Source organism: Marinobacter salinisoli (genome assembly GCF_017301335.1).
GTDB classification, from domain to species: Bacteria; Pseudomonadota; Gammaproteobacteria; order Pseudomonadales; family Oleiphilaceae; genus Marinobacter; species Marinobacter salinisoli.
This window is the reverse complement of the sequence record NZ_CP071247.1, coordinates 491,116-509,290: the sequence shown is the minus strand read 5'-3', so window position 1 is coordinate 509,290 and position 18,175 is coordinate 491,116. Positions and strand designations below refer to the sequence as shown.

Here is an 18,175-nt window from a genome sequence, read left to right as displayed (position 1 = left end):
CGCCGGGCTCAGTTTACGCTGTCGATTTCTGCCTGGGTCAGGGGCCGGAACTCACCCGGCTCTAACGCTGGATCGAGGCAGATGTCCCCGATCTGACTCCGGTGTAACGCCTCCACATGATTGCCTACCGCTGCCACCATGCGTTTGACCTGGTGGTAGCGCCCTTCCGAAATAGTCAGCTCGATTACCCGTGGCTCAAGAATCCGGACTTCCGCCGGGCGGATCGGTTTCGCCTCGTTGCGCAGTTCCATCCCGGTCTCGAGGGCGCTCTGTGCCGATTCGGTGATGGGGTCGCTCAGGACGACCCGGTAGGTCTTCCGGCACTCAACCCGTGGTGAGGTGATGCGGTGTGACCATTGCCCGTCGGTGGTCAGTAACAACAGGCCCGTGGTATCGATATCCAGACGGCCGGCAATGTGCAGGTCCCGGGTCAGTTCCGGGGGCAGAAGGTCCAGTGCGGTTGGGTGTTCGTTGTCCCGCGTCGCGCTTACTACGCCGACGGGCTTGTTCAGCATCAGGTATTGCGGCCCCGGGATGATGCAGGCCTGACCGTCGAGGGTGACCTGGGCCGTATCGGGGACTTTGGTGTTCGTCGCCTTGCAGATCTCTCCGTCTACCCGCACCCGGCTGGCATGGATGGCTCGTCTGGCCTCCTTGCGTGAGAGCGGTGTGCTCAGCGAAATAAACTGGTCCAGCCGCGTTGTCGTCATCAGCAGGTTTGCTCAGGGGCGGGAATGGTGAGGCTGGCAAGGCAGAGCATAGGTGCTTCTCCGGTCAGTCGTGACCACAGCGTGCCCAGCATTTCCGGCCTGACTGACGGGCGTGGCGTGCGGGTGCTGGTGACGGGGACCAGCTGGTCGCCCTCGCCCTCGGCCAGAATAAAGGTAAACGGATGGGCACCCGGGAGACCGAGCCGGATATCGGTGGCTGTTATCTGGTGTGCCTGTCGCTGGTAGGACAGAAAGCCGTTGGTGAACCATTCCAGCCGTTCGGTCTCGGGCAGCTCCTCCACGCTTTGCGCCAGGGCCGGGTCACGATGGAAGGTTTCCAGGTGCAGGGGCCGGTTGCCGTCGAGGAATCCGGTCACGATCTCCACCTGTTCGGTGTCTGTGATGGCGGTGGCCCGCCACAGTATGGTGTTGAACGGCATGGGTTGAACCAGCAGCTCTGGCTGCTCAAGACCTGCCGCTGCCAGGGCGGGAGCGACCCGCTCCGTGACGATCTGCTTGGCCGCTACCGTCCAGCCCAGGTACAGCGTGGACAGCATCAAGCCCACCGTTAGCGCGGTGCGTGCCGGTGGCCGGATCAGGAAAAACAGGCAGCCAGCCAGCAGTGGCAGAGTGTAGGCCGGATCAATGATGAAAATGCTGCTCAGGGCGACCGGGGAACCGAACGGCCAGAAGAGCTGGGTGCCGTAGGTGGTGAACGAATCCAGCAGCGGATGGGTCAGCAGGACTAACCCGGTCAGCGCAAGCCAGCGGCCAAGACTCAGCTGGGGCTTCCAGCGCCACAGGACCCAGGCGAGGAGGAGCGCCAGCGGAGCGAGCACAAAGAGGGAGTGGCTGAAGCCCCGGTGCTGGGTGAAATTGGCCACCGCAGAGCCGTAATCGATCACCACATCCAGGTCGGGCAGGGTGCCCAGAACCGCGCCCACCGCAAGGGCGGAGCGGCCCAGCCTCTGGCCGGCAACCGCGCCGGCTATGGAGGCACCCAGTGCAACTTGCGTGATCGAGTCCATGCAGGGTTACCGTTCTGTGCTTATGTCCAGCTTCTGCAACACCGCGGTGCCCGGATAGCCATCGGCCACCAGACCGCTGGAGGCCTGGAAACGACGGATCGCTGAGCGGGTGCCGGAGCCGAGAATGCCGTCCGGTTTGCCGCTGTCGAAACCACGGCTGTTGAGTGCTTCCTGCAGGGCCATGATGGCGCTTCGGGACAGCGCGGGCAGATCCTCCGGTGGTGGATTCTGCAGCGTGCCGGCCCCGGCGACCCGGTCGGCCAGGTGTCCGACCGAGATGGCGTAGAACTCGGAACGGTTCCAGCCCATGATCACCCGGAAATTCTTATAGGCCAGGAAGGCGGGACCTTCGTGACCTGAGGGCACGATCAGTGCCGCCTTGATCGGTGCGTTTGCCAGTGGCTTGCCAAATGCATCGGTGATGCCTTTATCGCGCCATTCGGACAGCGGCAGGCGCCGGCCATCGGCAAGGGCGTAATCGAAGTTGGCTGGCAAAACGACTTCCCGGCCCCAGCGATAGTCCGGGTCCCAGCCCATGGACTGCAAGAACTTGCCGGCTGACATCATGGCATCCGGGATACTGTTCCAGAGATCCCGGCGGCCATCGCCATCGGCATCCACCGCATGTTCGAGGAACACGGTAGGCATAAACTGGACATGGCCCATGGCGCCGGCCCAGGAGCCTTCCATCTGGTTCAGCGGGATAGCGCCCTCGTCGATAATGCGCAGCGCGGCGATCAGCTGTTTGGTGAAAAAGGTGCTGCGCCGCGGGTCACAGGCCAGGGTGGTCAGGGAGCTGGGCACCGACATCTTGCCGAAGTAACTGCCAAAGTTGGTTTCCAGGCCCCAGAAGGCGACCAAGTACGGGGCCGGGACACCGGTCTCGCGGGTGACGCGGGCCAGCAGTTCGCTGTGTTCACGCAACAGTTCCCGGCCCTTGCTGACCCGGTCGTCGTTCACGCGCCGATTCAGGTAGTCGGCGAAGGTGGTGGTGAACTCGGGCTGACGGCGATCCAGCTCAATGACGCGGTCAAGGTACTCAACCTTGGCCATGACCTGGCTGGCGGTCTCCTTGCTGACACCGGATTGGATGGCCTGATCCTGCAACTGCGCCTTGCAGGTGTTGAAGGTTTCCGCTGATGGCGGTTGGGGACTGTCAGCGGCTTGCGCCGGCAGCGCCATAGACGCGAGGGCAGTGATCAAGGGCAAGCCTCGGATGAAACGCTGGCATGGCAAAATCCATGGGGATGGGCTAGGCACGCGAAACCTCTGTTTGGGTAACTGGTTTGTAAGCTTTGGAGCCCATGGTAGCGCGTTTTTTTACGACGGAAATACCGTTGGCGACTTATCGAGGTGACAATTGTTTAACCTCTGGGTTCCACCTTGTCCGGCGTGGCGCCCGGCCGGGCGTTATTGTTCGGCGAAGCGCCCGGATCGCCGTTCTCGAAACTGTTGCCGTTGGGCGTCAGTGCCTCGGGTTTGCGCTGTACCAGTCGGTTGGCCGGAAAATGACAGATAAACTCGCTGCCTTGGCCCATCCGGCTGCGGATGTCCAGTTTGCCGTCATGGTTCAGCAGCACGTGTTTCACGATGGCCAGGCCCAGCCCGGTGCCACCGGTGTCCTGATGTCGACTGGGGTCGGCGCGATAGAAGCGTTCGGTCAGGCGGGGAATGTGGATCGGGTCAATGCCGATGCCGTTGTCTTTCACAGACAGCTGGCCGCCTGCGGAATCGGCACTCCAGGTCACGGTGATCGTGCCACCGGCGGGGGTGTACTTGACGGCGTTGAAAATCAGGTTGGAAAACGCGCTTCGCAACTGGCCTTCGTCACCACGCAGCCAGCGATGGTCGGTAATCTCGAGCTGGATGACATGCTCTTGCTCCCCACTGAGGGCCTGAGCGTCGTGGACAATCTTTTCAAGAATGCCGGTCACGTCATTCAGATGGTCATCGTAGGCCTGCTCGCCAATTTCAATTTTCGACAGCAGGATCAGGTCGGTGATCAGGGCCTCCATGCGTGATGACTGGGTGGACATGGTGTGAACCGCCCGGCGCCACTTGGGGGGCAGGTCGTCGGCGTTGTCTTCCAGGGTTTCCAGATACCCGCTGATCACCGTGAGCGGGGTGCGCATTTCGTGAGACACATTGCTGACGAAGTCCCGGCGCATCTGCTCGAGCTGGTACAGGCGGGTGACATCCTTGGCGACGATCATCCGGTCATTATCGCCGTAGAGGTTGATTTGCAGTTCCAGGCGAATGTGGGGCCGGGCCGGTGAGTTCAGTTCCAGCGGTTCTTCGTAATTCTTCGAGTAAAAGTAGCGCTTGAAATCCGGGGAGCGAATCAGGTTTTGAATGTACTGGCCGAGGTCCGTCTTTTCCCGGAATCCCAGCAGCCGCTCGGCGGCCCCGTTCCACCACTCAATGGTGCCCTCACTGTCGGTCATGATGACACCGTCGCGCATGGCGTTGGTGGATTCCCGGACCCGGTTGATCTGGGTGCGCAGTTTTTCCTCGGTTTTGCGGTTCTTCAGGTGCAGTTTATGCAGGTTGTCAAACAGGTCGCCCCAGAGTCCAACGCTCTGGGGGGGAGTGCGGTCAACGTCCGGGTTGCTCAGCCATTGGTACAGCCGGCGGGACTGCACCATGCTCCAGGTCAGATAACCAATCAGGCCCACGGTCAATGCGGGCAGGGGGTAGCCAATCAAGAATCCGATCAGCAGGCAGCCGGCCAGGGCGCCAAGAAGCTGATGGAGATGGTGTGACCAGTTGTTCTGCATCGAGCACTGCCTTGTTCTGTATGCGACCCACTGTCGGGCAGGTCTCCTGCTTAGGCGGTCTGGGTCGAAAACCGGTACCCGGCTCCCCGGACAGTCTGGATCAGGTGATCGTACTGGTCACCCAGTGCCTTGCGAAGTCGGCGGATGTGTACATCTACGGTGCGCTCTTCGACATAGACGTTTCCACCCCAGACCTGATCCAATAATTGCGATCGGGTGTAGACCCGTTCCGGATGGGTCATGAAAAACTGCAACAACCGGTATTCGGTTGGTCCCATACTCAGCGTGCCGTCCTGTGTGGATACCCGGTGGCCTATGGGGTCCAGGGTCAGGCCCTCGATTTCGATCGGGGAGTCGATCCCCGGCGGCGTGGTTCGGCGCAGCACGGCCTTCAGGCGTGCCACCAGTTCCCGCGGGCTGAACGGCTTGGTGATGTAGTCATCGGCACCCACTTCCAGGCCCTGGATCTTGTTGTCTTCTTCCACCTTGGCGGTGAGCATGACAATGGGAATGTCGGCGGTGGCCTCGTCCTTTTTCAGTCGGCGAACCAGTTCGACGCCGCTGGCGCCTGGGAGCATCCAGTCGAGCAAGATGAGGTCCGGATTCCGATCAACGATCAGCGCGTGGGCCTCGCGGGCATCGGCCGCCTCCAGGTAATTGTAATCGGCCATTTCCAGGGCCACTGCAATCATTTCCCGAATCGCGGCTTCGTCATCGACGATCAGCACGGTTTTTTCAGACATAAACCTAACCTGTATCAGTCCTTGAATGTTGCCAGCCTATTACAACGTTCAAGTGTGACAAGTATATGACAGGTTTAGCTCAGTAGCCGGTCGATCGCTAACCCGGCAAACACGGCCAGTCCGGCCCAGTTATTATTCAGAAACGCCTTGAAGCAGCCTGTCCGGGACCGGTCGCGGGTAATGAACAGCTGATAGCCAAACAGGGCGGCCATACCGGCCACTCCAAGATAGTAGAAGAAGCCGAGTTCTGCGCGCGGGCCAACCATCAGCAGAATGATAACCACCATGGTCTGCAGCGTGGCGATGATGGTCCGATCGGCTTCGCCAAACAGAATCGCCGTGGACTTGATGCCCACCTTCAGATCGTCGTCGCGGTCCACCATGGCGTAGTAGGTGTCATAGGCGACGGTCCACAGCACGTTGGCGGTGAACAACAGCCAGGTCAGCTGGCTGAGTTCATTGGCTTCCGCCGCCCAGGCCATCGGAATGGCCCAGGAGAACGCGGCGCCGAGAAAGAGCTGGGGCAGATGGGTGTAGCGTTTCATGAAGGGGTAGATGAACGCCAGCAGTGCACCGCCAAAGGATAGATACAGGGTCAGGCTGTTGGTGAACAACACCACCATCAGGAACGCAATCAGGCATAGCCCGGCGAACAGGGCGACGGCCTCCCAGGGCTCGATCCGTCCTGCGGTGAGCGGGCGGTCTTTGGTTCGCTGGACGTGCCGGTCCCAGTCCCGGTCGGCGTAATCATTGATGGCGCAGCCCGCCGCGCGCATGAAAAACACACCCAGGGTAAACACGATCAGGTTGCCAACGGCGGGAAATCCATCGGCGGCCAGCCACAGCGCCCAGTAGGTTGGCCAGAGCAGCAGCAGGGTGCCAATAGGCCGGTCGATACGCAGCAGTCTGGCATAGTCTGCGAGACGTTGATGCACATGGGCAGGCAGGGCGTTCTGAAGCATAGGTGGTTGATCCGTTGGAGATTGCGGATGAAACGACGAGTGAGGCCTGATTATACAGTGGCCGGAGGCTGATGAAAGGCTGGGTCAGCGATACAGAACGGGAAGCAGGTACTCGCCGACCAGCAACTTGCGGTCATTGTGCCGGAACACCGAACGCCGGGCGATTTCCGGCTGGCCGGGTGCGATGCGGCTACACAGGCCGGTTTCCAGTGGCCCCCGTTGCCAGTCGGGGCTGCTGAACAGGTAGGCGCCGAGGGGGCGGTTGCCCAGATGCCGCAGCCGGCGTCCGCGGCCCGCAAGGCAACTGAGCGGAATCACGGTGCGTGCCAGTACCCAGGGTGTCCCGTCGCCGCATAGCCGGACTTCCCGAATCCAGGCCCGTTGCCGGCTCGGGATGTTCAGGTGCCGGGCTTCCTCCAGGGTGGGGACGGCAAAGCCTTCATGCTGGACTTCGACATGGAATGACCGGGCGCACTGGCTTTGCAGGGCGCGGGTGAACGAGCCTTCGACCTGCAGCCAGTGGCGGGCCGGACCGTGTACGTCCGGATTGCGCAGCCCGGCGGCGGCGAGGGAGTCGTACCAGTCCGTCGCCGGGATGATCAGGTCTGTTTGAGGGCGATCAGCCGCAGACAGATTTGTGGGGTGGTCAAAGTCCTTTGACGGCATAAATTCCCGGCGCGTTGCGCCAATAGCCCTTGTAGTCCATGCCAAAGCCGAACAGAAAGCGATCCTCGACTTCCAGGCCGGTAAAGTCGGCCTTCAGGTTCGGTCTCGCCTTTCGGTCATGCTGTTTGTCCACCAAAACCGCCGTCAGGACTTCCCGGGCGCCGTGGGCGAGGCAGTAATCGGCAATAGCACACAGGGTGGTGCCCTCATCGAGGATGTCGTCCACGATCAGGATCGTGCGATCGCGCATGTCGGCTTCGGGGCGTAGCTTCCATTCCAGAATGCCGCCGGTGGTTTCCTGCCGGTACCGCGTTGCGTGCAGATACTCGGCCTGCACCGGGAACTTCAGCAGCGGGAGCAGTTGTCCGGTCAGAATAAGTCCGCCGTTCATCACGCAGAACAGGAGCGGGTCGCTGTCTTTCAGTCGGCCGGAGATGTCCTCGGCCATGGATTGGATAGCTGTCTGTACCTGCTGTTCATTCACCAGACAGTCAGCTTCGGCCATTACCTGGTTCATTTCGGCGACGGTATCAGTCATAGCGGTCGGATCCTGTCAGAAAACGGTCGATTATACCGAAGTGGTTCGGGGGAAGGGAGGGCCTTTGCCGTTGAACCGTGTCTGTATTTATGGCTATTGGCAGACGTTCCTGCAAGCGGCCGTCTTTGGTGGCATTGGTCAATGTGCGGGGGATGGGTATGATGACTGCGGCGTGATAGGTTGGCCGGTTCTGTGGTACAGGCCTGAAATCCGGAATGAAACCCTTGCGTGCCATATTGTTCGACAATTACCATGGCGCGCCAAGGTCAGCAGGAGACGATGTATGAAAAAGTGGCAGTGTGTGGTGTGCGGGTTGATTTACGACGAAGCCGAAGGTTGGCCGGAAGACGGCATCGAGCCGGGCACTAAATGGGAAGACGTACCAGAAGACTGGGTTTGCCCCGATTGCGGTGTCGGCAAGGAAGACTTCGAAATGATTGAAATCGGCTAATCGCCATGGAGTACCCGTTATGACTGATCAGGCCCCCATCATTATTGTTGGCACCGGGCTGTCGGGCTATTCGCTGGCTCGGGAATTGCGCAAGGTCGACAAAGAGACGCCCATTGTCATGGTTACGGCCGACGATGGTGTCAGCTATTCCAAGCCCATGCTTTCGACGGGCTTTACCAAAGCCAAAGACGCCGACGGTCTGGCGCAGGCGTCTACCGAGGCCATGTCGGAACAGTTGAATGTGCAGGTGCGAACCTTCGCCACCGTGACCGGTATCGACACCGAGGCCAAAGAACTGGTGCTGGGGGATGAGCGTCTGACCTACTCCCGCCTGGTTCTGGCGTGGGGCGCGGATGTCATTCGGCTGTCGCTGGCCGGTGACGGCCTGGAGCACGTATTTTCCATCAATGACCTGATGGATTACCGGGCGTTCCGCGATGCCCTTGCGGAGGGCAAGCGTGTGGCGGTGATGGGCGCCGGCTTGATTGGTTGCGAGTTCGCCAACGACTTGCGCAACGGCGACTACGAGGTGGACGTCATTGCTCCATCCGAGGCAGTGATGCCTGGCTTGTTGCCGGACGCGGCTGCCACTGCGGTACAGGGCGAGCTTGAAAAGCTCGGCGTGCGCTTCCATCTGGGCACCGAAGTCACCCGGATCGACCGCGACGATGACGGGGTACGGCTGGCTTTGGCCAATGGTGAAACCCTGCAGGCGGATCTGGTGATTTCTGCCGTGGGCCTGCGCCCGCGGGTCGAACTGGCTCAGGCTGCAGGGATTGACGTGGCGCGGGGTATTCGGGTGAATCGGGCACTGGAAACGTCCGCCCCGGATGTCTACGCCCTGGGGGATTGTGCCGAGGTTGATGGTCACGTGTTGCTGTATGTCCTGCCGCTGATGGCGTGCGCCCGGGCCTTGGCCAAAACCCTGACCGGAACGTGGACCGAGGTTCAGTACGGCGTGATGCCGGTTATGGTGAAAACCCCGTGTTGCCCGACGGCGGTGTCGCCGCCACCCATGGGCGCGCGCGGTGAATGGGACGTGGAACAGGACGGCAGCAATGTGAAAGCGCTATTCCGTAGCCCGGAAGGCCAGTTGCTCGGTTTTGCGGTCACCGGCAGTTATGCGGTCGAGAAGCAGGCGCTGGCCAAGGAAATGCCGCCGATTCACGGCTGATTTCCCCGGATTACCTCTGTTCTTAGGGTTGGCAGCCGGCGCACAGGTCGGCTGCCAATTTTGGTTCGGCCGTTGCGAAATTCGGGGGCATGGGTTAGAAAAGTACTTCGTGTGCTAACGAATTGAGCGGGAGCGAACATGCTTGAGGTGACGAAAAAACTGTTGGATCTGCTAGATCTGGCGCCCATCGGAGATGACCATTTCCAGGGCGACAGTGAGGATCTGGGCTTTCCAAACGTGTTTGGTGGGCAGGTCCTGGGGCAGGCATTGATGGCCGCCAGCCGCACCGTCGAAGATCGCCTCTGCCACTCCCTGCATGCCTACTTCCTGCGCCCCGGTAATCACAGCATGCCGATCGATTACGAGGTTCAGCGCGTGCGCGATGGCGGCAGTTTTTCCGTGCGCCGGGTGATTGCCCGCCAGGATGGCAAGGAAATTCTGACCGGGTCCATGTCGTTCCAGGTGGACGAACAGGGTTTCGACCACCAGCTGGATATGCCCGAGGCGCCCGAGCCCGAAACGCTCAAGTCCGAGCAGGAGATGGGGCGCTTGCTGGCGCCAAAACTGCCGGAGCACATGCGTGAGACCGCTACCCGGGATCGCCCGATCGAAATCCGCCCGGTGAACCCGGTGGATCCCTTCAACCCGGAACCGCGCCCGCCGTACAAACAAAGCTGGTTTCGCGCCCAGGGCCCGCTGCCTGATGATCCGGTTCTGCATCGCTGCCTGCTGACCTACGCGTCGGATTTTCAGCTGCTGGGTACGTCGCTTCGTCCCCATGGCAAAACGTTCATGAGCCGCAATATGCAGGTGGCCAGTCTTGATCACGCGATCTGGTTCCATCGCGATTTCCGTATGGATGACTGGCTGTTGTATGACAAGGACAGTCCAAGCGCCTCGGCCGGGCGCGGGCTCAATCGCGGTAACTTCTATAACCGCAGCGGTGTGCTGGTGGCGTCGACTGCCCAGGAAGCACTGATTCGTCAGCGAAAGTGCTGAGTGTTCAGCCCAGTTTGCGCTGCTGCCCGGCGAACCGGTCCAGCCAGGACAAGGTGTCGTCGAGCGACAGCGGCGGGGCAACCAGATAGCCCTGGATCATATCGCACCCCATGCCTTTGAGTAATTTTGCCGTGGCCTGATCTTCCACGCCCTCAGCAACCACCCGGTAGCCGAGGTCGTGGCACATATTGATGGTGGTTTGCACGATCACCCGATCATCCGGTTGGCTGGGCAGATCGGAGATCAGGGATCGGTCAATCTTGATTTCGCTGGCCGGCAGCTGCTTGATGTAGGACAGCGAGGAGTAGCCGCTGCCGAAGTCATCGATGGACACCGGATTGCCGGACTCGTCCAGCAGGCGCAAGGCGGCGAGCGAGCTGGTGGGGTCCCGCATCATGGAGGTTTCGGTGATCTCAAGGGTGAGCTGGCCGCGCTGCTGTTCCTGCTTGCCCATCAGCTGCTCGACAAACTCCGGAAAATCGGGCTCCAGCAGATTGTTGGGGGAAATGTTTACCGAGATTCCCAGAGGCCAGCCCTGTTCATTCAACCGTTTGCACATGTCGAGGGATTGCTCCAGCGCCCAGCGGGTCAGCGGCTTGATCAGCCCGGTTTGCTCGGCCAGCACGATGATTTCATCCGGCCGGATCTGTTCCTGTTTTTCCGGCCAGCGAATCAGCGCTTCCAGCCCCTCCACCTGATTGGTGGTCAGTGACAGTTTGGGTTGCAGGTGCAGCTCAAGCCGGTGTTCCTGAAGCGCCTGGCGCAGCTCGGATACCATGGTCAGGCGATCGGCGCTGAACGAGTCCCGGACCGGTTTGTAATAGGCCATGCCTCGCTCGGCGGCGCGCTCTGAGCCCTCGGCGATGACTGCGCGGCGAATCAGGGTGCTCGGGTCGCGCCCGTGCTCCGGGTAAATGGCAACACCCAGACGGGCATCCAGTGGCACCTGCATGCCCAGAAAATCGACCGGAGCGCGCAGTTCATCCAGCGCCCTGACGACCTCGTCTGGCCTGGCTTCGGCAGCATCGGCGTCGACCAGAAACGCGAAGCTCTTGGGATCGAGCGACGCGAGGAGGTTGGAGCGATGCTCGCCCTGTTCGACGGTGACCACGCCAGGAAGGCGGTTGATAATGTCATTGAACTGACGGGACACCAGCGTGAGGATCTCCTCACTGTTGTTGTGGCCCAGTGTCTTGGTGACCGCGTCCAGATTGTTCAGCTGGACAACGGCGACGCCGTGCCGATGGTTTGGTTGCCGAAGCATCAAGTCGTTCAAGGCCATTTCGAAGCTGGCCAGGTTGGGGAGTCCGGTCAGTGGGTTGTGCAGGGCGTGGTCCATCAGTTTGAGTTCGGCATCGCGGCGGGCGGCCATGGCCCGAAGTTCCGCGTCCCTCGCTTCAATCTTATCCTGGCGTTCCTGCAGCAGTTTGATGGCCATGGCCATGGCCAGCAGGATGGCCTGCAGGGCCGAACCGATCTGCATGGCGTACAGCGTCAGGAAATTGTTCGGCAGGAATCCGAGCTTATTGGCCGCAGTAATCGCGCTGCCCAGAGTGAGCAGGCCCCAGGCCAGGGTGTAGTAAACCCCTTGGCGATTGCCGCGCAACCATTGCTGTGGGCCAACAATCGTCAGCAGTAGACTGCTCGGAATGGACAGAATCACCACCATTTGAATGGCGGTGCTGTAATCCAGAACGAACGTGGCCAGTCCGGCCAGCGCATTGATGGCGATGGCTGCATCCACGGTGCGCTCCAGCGCCCGGCTGGTGGCGCCGATGTGCAGGTAATCGCGGGCAAACCAGAGCGTGAACAGCAAGGCGCCGGGAATGCTCAGCAACATGGCGCGGTTCTGCACCCCGGGCCCTTCCGGCCAGAGTACCTGAAACGTTATGCCATTGAGGGTTCCGATCAGCAGCAGGTAGCCGAGCGTCGACAGGGAGTACAGCAGGTGGACCCGTTCCCGGAGCGCAACAAACACGAACAGGTTAAAGAAGATGACGGTAATCAGGATGCCGTAATAGATGGCGTGCACCTGATCTTCGACAAATGCCTCTTCGAAAAAGGTCTTGTCGTTCCAGAACGTCAGGGGGACCTGGATGGCGCCGCTGCTGCGAATTTGCAGCAGGATTTCGTAATCCGCCTGCTCGGTTCTTTCGAAGGGAAACAGGAAATTCCGGTGCAGGATAGGGCGCTGGGAAAACGGAAAGCGGTCGCCGGCCGTGATGCGGTCAACAACCTTGCCGTTGGCCAGCAAGAAGAAGCGAATCTGGTCCAGATGGGCGTAGTTGATTTCGAGCAGATTCAGCGATCCGGTTTTCGGCACGGGAAACCGCAGCCAGACCGTCTCGTCGATGTAGCCAAAGTTGGGGCTGTTGCCCTTCAGTGGTTGCCACTCGCTGGACGACAGAATGTCGTCCAGCGAGAGCTTGGCGTCTGCCGGAACCAGGAGCTGATGTGCCCGATCAATCGACTTGCCAGTGGCAGCCTGACTCGGCAGGGCCAGCACCGAAAGCAGCAGCAAGGCTGTCAGAATTCGCGGCCAGAAAATAACGGTCACCCATTTCCATGGTTCAGTTGGTTAAATTATCGCCGGTCTGAACGGGCCACTCAAGAGCAGGACATGGGTTAGTGCTCAATTTTAGAGCATCGGTGTCAGATTTTGTCGGCCCAGTCCCTTGCCCAGGGTAGCGCTTCGGCTTCCGGTTCCATGGTTTCCAAAGCGTCGATCTTCAAGGTGTCACCCACCTTGCGCGCGGCGGTTTCATAAAGCGCCTCTTCCATCAGGTCACCGGCGCCGCAGAAGGTGTCACCGTAGGAGCTGTCGCCAAGCACAATCATGCCGAACGGGCGTCCGGGTTGCTGCGGCAGGCGATCCCGCAAGTCCACGTAGAACGGCAGCAGGTTGGCCGGGACTTCCCCTTGTCCGGTGGTGGAGGTGCAGACCAGCAGGGCGTCGTCGTTACTGGTGATGTCCTCCAGTGCGGGGTTTTCCAGCACGGTGACACGGTGGCCGCGGCTTTCGAGGTCTTTCTTGATTTCCCGGGCAGTGAGCAGGGCGCCACCATAGACGCTGCCGACCAGGATACGAATGGCTGTTGGCATCGAGAGTCCTGTTGTTGCGTTGAACAGACGTTATCGGCCAACGATCTTAATGGTGAGGCCTGTGGTGCTCAAGTTTCGATGGGCTCTGGCAGCGGGTGGTCGTAGGTGCGGACGCGCGGCGCTATGCGGTTACGGCCGGTCTCTTTGGCGTTGTACAGATGGGCATCGGCCTGGCGAAGCAGCTCGTCCAGCGTGCCGGACTTGGCAATGGAACACACCCCGGCGCTGATGGTCACCGGCAGAGGCGTATCGCGAAATTCAAAGTTGTGGCTCGATACCTCGGAGCGAAGGCGTTCCGCCAGTGCCAGGGCCTGCAGCAGGGAGGTATCGGGCAGCAGAATGAGGAATTCCTCGCCGCCCCACCTGGCAATGACGTCGCTCTGGCGAATAACCGACTGCGCAAGGTCGGTAAACTGCTTCAGTACCTCGTCGCCGGCATCATGGCCGGCGCTGTCGTTAATGTTCTTGAACAGGTCAAGATCGATCAGGGCGATGGAAAAGTGGTGCCCTGTGCGCTGATATCGCGAAAACTCGGTTTGCAGCCGGCTTTGCATGTCCCGCCGGTTGGAAATCCCTGTGAGTTCATCGGTCCGCGCGGCGCGTTCCAGGCTGTCGGCCTGCTTGACCAGTTCATTCCGGGCCTTGAGTCGGCTGGCTTCCAGCACGTAGCAGAAGATCGATTCGAAAAACAGCGTGGAGAAAAAGCGGATCTTGAAATCCGTGTGGTATTCGGCCGTGACCATTGGCAAGCCGGGAAATGCGAAAACAATTGCCGCGATCGTGGCGCACAGGATGAGAACGGCGGTACCTACGCGCAGCGACGACAGATAGAACAGCAAGGGAGGAAACACGTAAAGCCACAAAGGGCCGGTATTGTTCTCGCCACCGGTTACGATCAGATAGGCAAACAGGGCACTGACGATCACCAGCATGCCCGACTTCTGCGCGCTTCGATTACCGGTTGCGGCAAAGTATGCCATATTGGCGCCGAGGAGCGCGGCAAACGACCAGAGTACCCAGGCATGGGTGAAGTGCGCGCTGAACCACGCCTTGGAACCGATACCGGTCAGGAACAGCATTCCCATCACGGACAGCCAATTCGACACGCGCGCAACCTGCGCTTCCTCCTGTTCAAAGGCGGTTCTGTGGTTGAAAGGCAGCGATTCTGGCATCGATGAGAGTCTTATTTTTCTTTTGACGCATTTTGTGCCGAGTATGGGCCGGATTGTCCAGAATTTATACCCTTAAATGTGACACGTTCTAGAGTAGGTGGAACTACGTTTCTCGTTTCATTCCGGTGTCAAAGGTTTTATAGTGCGCGACTTTAGTTCATTCGCTGAGCACCTTGATCCGATTAAAGAGAGATTATTCACATGGCCCGTTCTTCAGCCGGATTAGTCGATACGTTGCTGACCAGCCCCACCACTGAGCGTTACCGCGCGGGCATCAGTTTTCTCTTCCTTCTCGGGGTATGGCTGGTGGTAGGCGCTATCAGCAAGGATCTGCCCAACAGCATGTTGTTGATGGCCGCCGCGGTGATTGGCGGCTACATGGCGATCAATATCGGCGCCAACGATGTCGCCAATAACGTCGGCCCTGCGGTGGGCTCTGGCGCGCTGTCCCTGGGTGCCGCGGTCATTATTGCCGCGATTTTTGAGGCGTCCGGGGCGTTGATCGCTGGTGGCGATGTGGTCTCCACCATTAAGGGCGGCATTATTGATCCGTCGAGCCTGGGGCAGGGGCAAGCCTTTGTCTGGGTCATGACGGCGGCGTTGCTGGCCGGCGCTCTGTGGCTCAACCTCGCCACCTGGATGGGGGCCCCGGTGTCGACCACGCACTCGATCGTGGGTGGTGTTCTCGGCGCTGGCATCGCCGCAGGCGGATGGACGATTGCGGACTGGGGCGTCATGGGTAAGATTGCGGCCAGCTGGGTAATCTCACCGGTTCTGGGTGGTGCCCTGGCGGCTGTCTTCCTGTTCCTGATCAAGAAAACCGTTCTGTACCGAAAGGATGTCGTGCCTGCAGCGCGGACCTTTGTGCCCTTGCTGGTGTCCGTCATGGCCTGGGCGTTCGGCACCTATTTGATGGTTAAGGGCGTCAAGAAAGTTGTCAAAGTGGACTTTTTTGAGGCCGCGCTGGTTGGTCTCGCTGCGGCTGCCATTGTGTATTTCCTCGTTCGTGGCCTGGTCAACCGCCGGGCAGCAACCATGGAGAACAGCGCCAGCGGCGTGAATACGCTGTTCACCTGGCCGCTGATCTTTGCTGCCGCGCTGCTGAGTTTCGCGCATGGCGCCAACGACGTGGCCAACGCGATTGGTCCGTTGGCGGCGATCAATGATGCGCTTTCCTCCGGCGGGGTGGTGACCGAGGCGTCTATTCCCCTGTGGGTCATGATGGTCGGTGCGCTGGGTATTGCCGTTGGCCTGATGCTGTTTGGCCCGCGCCTGATCAAAACCGTAGGCAGCGAGATTACCGAGCTCGACAAGACCCGGGCCTTCTGTGTCGCATTGTCTGCTGCACTGACCGTGATCCTGGCATCTCAGCTGGGCCTGCCGGTCAGTTCGACGCACATCGCGATTGGTGGTGTTTTCGGCGTGGGCTTCCTGCGGGAGTACCTCAAGTCCAACTACGCGACTCAGCTGCACAAGATCATGGAGCAGCACGACGAGGAAGAGCAGAAACGCCTGAAACCCTTCCTGGATGACTTCCGGAATGCCTCCGTGGAGGAAATGGAAGACTTGTTGAAGCAGGCTCGCAAGCAGAAGAAGCAGGTGCCACTGGCCAAGTCCGAGCGTCGCCGCCTGAAAAAGATCTATCGTGAGGAGTTGGTCAAGCGCTCGCATCTGATGAAGATCGCGGCGGCGTGGATTATCACGGTTCCGGCTTCTGCGCTGATGGCTGCGGTTCTGTTTTTCACCCTTCGTGGGATGATGATCTAGGCCGTCAGGGCTGGTGGTATCCCGCCGGTTTGGGCCATACTGGCTAAAAAGCGGGGGCGGACAATGCCCCCGGCAACATCCGTATCCGTGGAGTGACGTATGAGTACATCTGTTGAGAGCCAGCAGGCCAGGATGATTGATGAATTGAGGGTGTTCATCAAGAAGGTGATGAGCGAGCCGACCATTGCCGTCAAATCAATGGAAATCGCCCGCAAGTACCGGAGTGAGCCCAACGCCAAGGAGCTGATCGCGCGCGAAATCAGTGCCAACACCACGATCCGTATCCCCGAGCAGTGGAGTGACGCGGATCGCATGTTCCTCGATATCATCCACGATGTTCTGGAAGACGAAGAGGCGCTCTACTGAGGGTGCCTCCACTGCCTCTTGGCAGTGGCAGCCGGCCCGTCAAGCCAGACGGGTGTCCGGCTGGTGTTGTTTGATCACGTCCGAAGCGGTTTCCCGAAGCAGATTGATCTCATCCTGAATTCCCGGCTCGTCCGCCAGTTCTTTTTGTTCCGCCAGAATGTCCCGCAAGATGTCGCTGGTGGTCAGCGGGTTGGCCAGCACCACCCGGAAAACAATGCACGGGAAGCGGTAGTAGCGCGCCGGCTCTAGCCGGGTTCGGGATACGAAGGCTTTGCCCCGTTCCCGCTGGGTTTTCTGCAGGAACCTGGTAATCCGGTTCAAGCTGGTGTTCAGCTTTTTCGCTTGCTGCGGGTCGGCCAGTCCCAGCGCCTTCTGGACCTCCTCAGGGCAATAACGGTAGGTCAGGATGTTCAGTTCCGGTTCGGTGACCAGCTCAAAATCGGAATCCGCACGGATCAGTTCGGCGAAGGTTTTGGCTTTTTCGATGCCCTGGTCAATCAGGATTTCATACCCTTCCCGGGCCAGGATCTTCAGGCCTGAGTGAATCAGCATGGACATGCCCGGGCGCGAGCCTTCGAGGGTATTGCTGCCGAGATCGCGCGAACCTTTCCGAATGATGTACTGGGCGTGGTGCTCAACCGCGCTGGCCAGACTCGGGTCGCGGAAGACAACGAGCCCGACGCCCATGGGCACATAGAGTTGCTTGTGGGCGTCAAAGGTGACCGAGTCGGCCTTCTCAATACCCCGCAGCAAGTGTTTGTAGTTGCGCGAGAAAAGCGTGGGGCCGCCCCAGGCTGCGTCGACATGAAAATGGGCGCCGAACTCTCGGGCAATCTCAGCCATGGCATCCAGTGGGTCGACGCTGCCGGTTTCGGTGGTTCCGGCAATGCCACAGATGGCCATGACCTTGATCTTCTGGCGCTGCAGTTCGAGGCACTTGTCCCGGAGCGCATCAATCTCGATACGGTTTTCGTCATCGGTATCGACCGCAATCAGGGCTTCCCGCCCCAGTCCCAACACATCCGCAGCCTTGCTGAGTGAGTAATGCCCGCGGCGGGACACCACAATGGCGGCACCTTCGTAGCCGTAATACTTCAGAGCGCGGAACAGTCCTTCCTGGTGCAAACCCCGGAACGTTCCCTCAGCCGGAAAGGCCCGATTGCGGGCGACCCAGAGTGCGGTCAGGTTGGCGATGGTGCCGCCGGAGCACATCGCACCCAGCGCATACTGGGGGTTGTGCATCCACTTCCGATAGAACGAACCGTCTTGCTCGTAAACCAGCCGATGAATCATCCCCAGCACCTGGCGCTCCATGGGGGTGAAAGCCTTGGAGGTCTCGGTTTTAACCAGGTTCTGGTTCAGGGCGATCATGATCTTGGACAGCGGCAGCATGAAATAGGGCAGCGCCGAGGTCATGTGGCCGATAAATGCCGGCGAGGCGGTATGAACGGAGTTGGCCACCAGTTTGTCGAGCAGGAACTGCGTCTGCTCGGAGACAAATACCGGTTTTTCGGGAATCGTCGGGTCGGAGAAGTCTTTCTCGACGTCCGCCAGATCCCGTTCAATCGCAACGATATGCTCTTGCAGGAAGCCTGCAAGATTCTGCGAAATATCCTGGTCGATCCGACTGAGCGTCGAGTCGGGGGCCTCCGGCACCGTAAAGACACGGTACATGGCCTCTACCGAGGCGTGGGCGGATTTTTTCTTTCCGGTCATAGGT

17 protein-coding genes are annotated in these 18,175 nt (G+C 60.0%); 5 read left to right on the top strand and 12 right to left on the bottom strand.

Annotation, left to right across the window (positions count from 1 at the left end; all coding sequences use genetic code 11):
• Positions 1-8: 8 nt before the first annotated feature.
• The 8 genes from rsuA to LPB19_RS02335 form a co-directional block, all read right to left on the bottom strand.
• Complete coding sequence (gene rsuA, locus LPB19_RS02370) at positions 9-710, bottom strand: 16S rRNA pseudouridine(516) synthase RsuA (RefSeq protein ID WP_206644520.1); 702 nt, start codon at positions 708-710, stop codon at positions 9-11.
• A complete protein-coding gene (locus tag LPB19_RS02365; protein ID WP_206644518.1) occupies positions 710-1,738 on the bottom strand; it encodes a metal-dependent hydrolase in 1,029 nt (342 codons plus the stop codon). Before LPB19_RS02365 ends, rsuA begins: the two co-directional genes overlap by 1 nt.
• 6 nt (positions 1,739-1,744) lie before the next feature.
• A complete protein-coding gene (locus tag LPB19_RS02360) occupies positions 1,745-2,920 on the bottom strand; it encodes a lytic murein transglycosylase (protein ID WP_206645654.1) in 1,176 nt (391 codons plus the stop codon).
• A 182-nt stretch (positions 2,921-3,102) separates the two neighbouring features.
• Positions 3,103-4,515, bottom strand: a complete 1,413-nt coding sequence (gene phoR, locus LPB19_RS02355; RefSeq protein WP_206644517.1) for a phosphate regulon sensor histidine kinase PhoR — start codon at positions 4,513-4,515, stop codon at positions 3,103-3,105.
• 50 nt (positions 4,516-4,565) lie between these two features.
• A complete protein-coding gene (phoB, locus tag LPB19_RS02350; RefSeq protein ID WP_206644515.1) occupies positions 4,566-5,258 on the bottom strand; it encodes a phosphate regulon transcriptional regulator PhoB in 693 nt (230 codons plus the stop codon).
• A 74-nt stretch (positions 5,259-5,332) separates the two neighbouring features.
• Positions 5,333-6,220 (bottom strand): 4-hydroxybenzoate octaprenyltransferase, encoded by an 888-nt coding sequence (gene ubiA, locus LPB19_RS02345; protein WP_206644514.1) that lies wholly within the window; start codon positions 6,218-6,220, stop codon positions 5,333-5,335.
• Between the two features lie 84 nt (positions 6,221-6,304).
• A complete protein-coding gene (locus tag LPB19_RS02340; RefSeq protein ID WP_206644512.1) occupies positions 6,305-6,886 on the bottom strand; it encodes a chorismate--pyruvate lyase family protein in 582 nt (193 codons plus the stop codon).
• Entirely contained in the window at positions 6,867-7,424 is a 558-nt protein-coding gene (locus LPB19_RS02335) for a hypoxanthine-guanine phosphoribosyltransferase (protein ID WP_206644510.1), read from the bottom strand. Before LPB19_RS02335 ends, LPB19_RS02340 begins: the two co-directional genes overlap by 20 nt.
• Positions 7,425-7,707: 283 nt before the next feature.
• Here LPB19_RS02335 and LPB19_RS02330 point away from each other — a divergent pair, with 283 nt between their 5' ends.
• The 3 genes from LPB19_RS02330 to tesB all read left to right on the top strand — a co-directional run bounded on the left by LPB19_RS02330 (position 7,708) and on the right by tesB (position 10,048).
• Complete coding sequence (locus tag LPB19_RS02330) at positions 7,708-7,875, top strand: rubredoxin (protein ID WP_008173532.1); 168 nt, start codon at positions 7,708-7,710, stop codon at positions 7,873-7,875.
• Positions 7,876-7,894: 19 nt separating this feature from the next.
• Positions 7,895-9,049, top strand: coding sequence for an NAD(P)/FAD-dependent oxidoreductase (locus tag LPB19_RS02325; RefSeq protein ID WP_206644509.1), 1,155 nt, complete (start codon positions 7,895-7,897; stop codon positions 9,047-9,049).
• A gap of 138 nt (positions 9,050-9,187) precedes the next feature.
• The gene (gene tesB / locus LPB19_RS02320) at positions 9,188-10,048 is read left to right on the top strand and encodes an acyl-CoA thioesterase II (protein ID WP_206644507.1); all 861 of its coding nucleotides are present in this window, start codon (positions 9,188-9,190) and stop codon (positions 10,046-10,048) included.
• Between the two features lie 4 nt (positions 10,049-10,052).
• On the opposite strand, the gene LPB19_RS02315 is transcribed toward tesB, so the two are convergent.
• The 3 genes from LPB19_RS02315 to LPB19_RS02305 all read right to left on the bottom strand — a co-directional run bounded on the left by LPB19_RS02315 (position 10,053) and on the right by LPB19_RS02305 (position 14,256).
• On the bottom strand, positions 10,053-12,605 hold the full coding sequence (locus tag LPB19_RS02315) for an EAL domain-containing protein (protein ID WP_228289182.1): 2,553 nt from the start codon (positions 12,603-12,605) through the stop codon (positions 10,053-10,055).
• Between the two features lie 95 nt (positions 12,606-12,700).
• Positions 12,701-13,150 carry a flavodoxin gene (locus LPB19_RS02310; protein WP_206644505.1) on the bottom strand — a complete coding sequence of 150 codons (450 nt, stop codon included), beginning with the start codon at positions 13,148-13,150 and terminating at the stop codon, positions 12,701-12,703.
• 68 nt (positions 13,151-13,218) lie between these two features.
• The gene (locus tag LPB19_RS02305) at positions 13,219-14,256 is read right to left on the bottom strand and encodes a GGDEF domain-containing protein (protein ID WP_228289181.1); all 1,038 of its coding nucleotides are present in this window, start codon (positions 14,254-14,256) and stop codon (positions 13,219-13,221) included.
• A gap of 267 nt (positions 14,257-14,523) precedes the next feature.
• On the opposite strand from LPB19_RS02305, the gene LPB19_RS02300 reads away from it, so the two are divergent.
• Complete coding sequence (locus tag LPB19_RS02300) at positions 14,524-16,089, top strand: inorganic phosphate transporter (protein WP_206644501.1); 1,566 nt, start codon at positions 14,524-14,526, stop codon at positions 16,087-16,089.
• 99 nt (positions 16,090-16,188) lie between these two features.
• Positions 16,189-16,455 carry a hypothetical protein gene (locus LPB19_RS02295; RefSeq protein WP_206644499.1) on the top strand — a complete coding sequence of 89 codons (267 nt, stop codon included), beginning with the start codon at positions 16,189-16,191 and terminating at the stop codon, positions 16,453-16,455.
• 39 nt (positions 16,456-16,494) lie between these two features.
• On the opposite strand, the gene panP is transcribed toward LPB19_RS02295, so the two are convergent.
• A complete protein-coding gene (gene panP, locus LPB19_RS02290) occupies positions 16,495-18,171 on the bottom strand; it encodes a pyridoxal-dependent aspartate 1-decarboxylase PanP (RefSeq protein WP_206644498.1) in 1,677 nt (558 codons plus the stop codon).
• Positions 18,172-18,175 lie beyond the last annotated feature (4 nt).